This window comes from Proteiniclasticum sp., from assembly GCF_003514505.1.
GTDB lineage: Bacteria > Bacillota > Clostridia > Clostridiales > Clostridiaceae > Proteiniclasticum.
This window is the reverse complement of the sequence record NZ_DOPX01000029.1, coordinates 61,035-65,386: the sequence shown is the minus strand read 5'-3', so window position 1 is coordinate 65,386 and position 4,352 is coordinate 61,035. Positions and strand designations below refer to the sequence as shown.

The window sequence follows — 4,352 nt, the reverse complement described above, 5'->3', positions numbered from 1 at the left end:
TTTAGCTGTGGGAGTGTCAAAGGTTCGTTATTTCTTGCATCCTGAAAGGTTAATTCAGAAAACAGCCGCGTGAATTCATTCTCCATATCGAAATGAAATGAAATCTCCGAAAACTAAAGACGGAGTTTAGATTTTAAATCTATAGATAGGTTGTCAACGACCTCTTCTAAGCTTACATAATAGCTCCGAGAATTTAACTTAGACAGGAAATCGATCATCTTAATATTTTTATTGTATAACGATAAAAATATGCTATAATTCAGTAAGATACCGTTGAATTGATTCCCTTCTTCATCTCATGTATCACACCTCAGTCCACAGTGTACTACTAGAATATACTCTAAAGATGATAGAACTTAAACAATTCTGAATTATCGGCAAAAAAATATGATTGAAATCCTTTTGATACTAAAATGAAATCAATACAATGTATACTTTATTTAGAACATCAAAATATGTAAAGGAGGTGACTGGGAACATTCTTTGATGGATGTTCTCCTCACTATGAAATGGACAGAGACTATCAAGAAGCAGATCACAGGATTAGGCAGCAGCGTCATTCGTTTTCCTATTACAGCACTTCTATCCTTCACACTCATGTCTTTATTAATCACTTTGAATGAAATGAATATTGATGGTTCTGGAAACCAAGAGCTCATAGAGCGGCTGGCTATGGCCACAGCCATCGGTATGCTGTTCAGCATCTCCATGAAGCACATTTATGAAGCCAAACTGGATAAGTACAACAGTATTCTCATGGTTTCGGTACCTACATCAGTAATTACGTTTTTATACTATTTGTTCTTTACGAAAGATATGGATCTCATTCGGGGTATCCAGTTTGCCGGAGCAATCGTAGCACTCATTATTGGTATTTTCTACAGCTTAAAAGTACTTCAACCAAAACAAGCTTATGAAGCTTATGTGATTCGAATCTTCAGCGGATTATTCCTCACAGTTTTATACGCTGGCGTTCTTTTCTTTGGAATATCTGCCATTATTTTTACCATCAACTCTCTTTTTGATGCAGATATTGAAGGAAAATGGTTCTTCTATGTTTTCTTAATGGATACCTTTATATTCGGAGCGCTCATGTTTCTTTCAAAACTGCCAAGAAAAGAAGACACTTTTGAAGAAGCTCCATACTCAAAGGGTTTAAAAGTACTGCTTCTTTATATCGTCATTCCTCTGATCACCATTTATACCGGTATCCTGTACGTGTATTTTGTTAGAATCCTCGTCACTTCTGAATGGCCAAGAGGACTTGTTTCAAATCTTGTACTTTGGTACTCTGTGGTGGCAGCAGCTGTGATCTTTTTCCTTACCCCTATTTTGGAAGAAAATAAGCTGGCCAAGATTTTCAGAACATGGTTTCCAAGAGTTCTTCTTCCCATTCTTGCGATGATGTTTGTCTCCATCGGGAAAAGAATTCACCAGTATGGTGTCACAGAAAACAGATACTTTGTTGTACTTTTGGGATTATGGGTTCTTGGAATCATGGTCTATTTCATTCTAGTCAAGAACGGAAAAAACATCATCATTCCTGTCACTCTATCCCTCATCGCCATTGTATCTGTATTCGGTCCCCTGTCGGCTTTCAACGTGTCTGCTTTCAGCCAGAATCAAAGATTTACAGCACTTCTTGAGAAAAACAATATGCTGGTTTCCGGAGAAATTACCCCTGGTACGAACGTATCAAAAACCGATCAGGAAAACATATCCAGCATCGTTCAGTATTTTGAAAACAGAAACCTGGACCAGCTCAAGTATGTCCCTGAATCCTATACGCATAATGATTTTAAGACTGTCTTTGGTTTTGAGAAAACCTATGACTACTACACCCCGGATACCAGCTATTTCTATGTGAATACAGAGATTGAATCTTCTGGATTTACTGTAGGTGGATATGATTATCTCTTCTTTGTGAACAGTTATATGGAACCAAAATCCATTGATCAGCTCACAGTTTCACTGAAGGATATGACCACATTAGTTCTAGAAAAGAACGGAACCACTCTTCTCGAAGAGAACCTCAGCGAACGGCTGGCGTCCATCGCTGAAGAGAACAACATGGCCAATAACGGAAAAACCATCAGCAAAGAGGAAATCTCATTTGTTCTCGAGAACAATGAAGTTGAAGTAAAAGTCGTGCTTCGTGAAATGTCTGGAAGAAAAGAAACGGATGATAGCTACATTTTTGACCAGCTCAGTCTAGTTCTTCTACTGAATCTTAAATAGATGAAAAAACCTCATCCCAAGCGGATGAGGCTTTTTTATTCGATTTTTATGCCATTGGTCCTAAGAATTTGAAAAGCACTCTCTGAAGCCTCTACACGATCATGGTCTGGTCCATCAAAAGTTGCTACAAGATCCTGTAGTACCGCAATCTCCTTAACAAGATTCTGCTCCGTTACGTAGGACTTCAATGCCAGCGCAAAGTTCAGTATACAAATGTCCGTGCAGCATCCAATTATTGAAATCTTTTCATAGTCATGGAGTTTTTCCACCAAATACGTCCTGAAAGATTCAGACTGGAAAGCATTTACAGAGTTCTTCTGAAAACAGGTATGGGCGAAAAGCTGTAATCTATCTACCACCTCCGCCTCCCTTGTCCCCTTGATGCAGTGGACCGGAAAATCATGAAACTCCGAAGAATCCTCATCATGGGCATCTGAAACAAAAACAATATCCCCAGGATGATGCTCAAGATAGGTTCTGATTGGTTCAATAATGCTCTTCACATGATCCGATGCAAGCGCACCCTCCTCAGAAAATCCTTTCACCATATCAATCACGACAACCAAATTACTCATTGATTTCATCATGTATTTCACCTCATCTTCACCTTACACCAAAGACTCGAAAAAATCATGAAAAAAAGACTCAGAATATGAGTCTTTTTTTAGGATTAAGCGGTGATTTCTTTCAGCGCAGCTTTGATATCCTCAACTTTGTTCAGTTTTTCCCAGGTGAGATCCAGATCATTTCTTCCGAAATGTCCGTAAGCGGCAATCTGTCTATAAATCGGCTTACGTAAATCTAAATCTCTGATGATGGCACCTGGTCGTAAATCAAATACTCTCTTTACAATCTCAATAATCACTTCATGAGACACTTTTTCAGTGCCGAAAGTAAATACCTCAATAGATATTGGTTTAGCTACTCCGATGGCATAACTCAGCTGAATTTCAAGTTTATCCGCAACTCCTGCGGCAACAAGATTCTTAGCAACCCATCTCGCCGCATAGGCAGCAGATCTGTCTACCTTTGTTGGATCCTTTCCAGAAAATGCTCCACCACCATGACGTCCATATCCACCATAGGTATCTACAATGATTTTTCTTCCTGTTAAGCCAGAATCACCCTGGGGACCTCCCACGATGAACTTTCCAGTAGGATTGATGAATATCTTTGTTTCTTTATCCATAAGACTTTCTGGAATCACAGCATTGATTACCTGTTCTATAAGATCCCTTCTGATCTCTTCCTGAGTAACATCAGCACCATGCTGCGTGGAAACAACGATGGTATCCACTCGGACCGGTTGGTCATTCTCATCATATTCTACCGTTACCTGAGTCTTTCCATCAGGACGCAGATAGGTAAGGGTTCCATTCTTTCGAACCTCCGCAAGACGTCTTGCAAGCTTCTGAGCAAGATTGATCGGCATAGGCATAAAGTCTTCTGTCTCGTTGGTCGCAAATCCAAACATCATGCCCTGATCTCCAGCACCTGTTTGAAGAAGCACATCTTCCTGCCCTTCTCTTGTTTCAAGAGAAGAGTCAACACCCTGAGCGATATCTGGAGACTGTTCATCTATAGATGTAAGCACGGAGCAAGTCTCCGCATCAAAACCGTATTTTGCTCTCACATACCCAATCTCTGTGACAGTTTTTCGTACGATTTTCGGAATATCCACATAGCACTTTGTTGTGATTTCTCCCATGACCATGACCATCCCCGTGGTCACTGCTGTTTCACACGCAACTCTTGCATCTGGATCCTGCTCCAGTATACTATCTAATATAGCATCAGAGATCTGATCACAGATTTTATCTGGATGCCCCTCAGTAACAGATTCAGATGTAAATAATCTTTTCATATTATCCTCCTTGTTTTTGGTGCAAAATAAAAACCTCTTCACAATAAGAAGAGGTGTCATGTATCTACAACTCTCTTATCTTGCAACCATATGTTGCAGGAATTGGCACCACGCATTTCACTGCAGGTTGCCGGGTTTCGCAGGGCCCTTTCCCTCCACCTCTCTTGATAAGAGTATTCAATTTTTTTCATAAAAAAAGACAGCAATCATAACAATTGTGTCTTTTGTGGTGGAGGAGAGTGGATTCGAA

At 39.9% G+C, this 4,352-nt stretch carries 3 protein-coding genes and 1 riboswitch; of the genes, 1 reads left to right on the top strand and 2 read right to left on the bottom strand.

Annotation, left to right across the window (positions count from 1 at the left end; translation table 11 throughout):
- The first annotated feature begins 504 nt into the window (after positions 1–504).
- Positions 505–2,238, top strand: a complete 1,734-nt coding sequence (locus tag DEF30_RS10405; protein WP_294099056.1) for a DUF4153 domain-containing protein — start codon at positions 505–507, stop codon at positions 2,236–2,238.
- A 35-nt stretch (positions 2,239–2,273) separates the two neighbouring features.
- Here DEF30_RS10405 and DEF30_RS10400 read toward each other — a convergent pair whose 3' ends face one another.
- The gene (locus tag DEF30_RS10400; RefSeq protein WP_294099054.1) at positions 2,274–2,825 is read right to left on the bottom strand and encodes an isochorismatase family cysteine hydrolase; all 552 of its coding nucleotides are present in this window, start codon (positions 2,823–2,825) and stop codon (positions 2,274–2,276) included.
- Positions 2,826–2,908: 83 nt separating this feature from the next.
- Positions 2,909–4,102, bottom strand: coding sequence for a methionine adenosyltransferase (gene metK, locus DEF30_RS10395; RefSeq protein ID WP_294099046.1), 1,194 nt, complete (start codon positions 4,100–4,102; stop codon positions 2,909–2,911).
- A 72-nt stretch (positions 4,103–4,174) separates the two neighbouring features.
- A riboswitch (SAM riboswitch) is annotated at positions 4,175–4,276 on the bottom strand.
- Between the last annotated feature and the right edge of the window lie 76 nt (positions 4,277–4,352).

Coding starts and splice junctions, on each gene's coding strand:
- DEF30_RS10405 (WP_294099056.1), top strand. CDS start 505: ATGAAATGGACAGAGACTATCAAGAAGCAGATCACAGGATTAGGCAGC.
- DEF30_RS10400 (WP_294099054.1), bottom strand. CDS start 2,825: ATGATGAAATCAATGAGTAATTTGGTTGTCGTGATTGATATGGTGAAA.
- metK (WP_294099046.1), bottom strand. CDS start 4,102: ATGAAAAGATTATTTACATCTGAATCTGTTACTGAGGGGCATCCAGAT.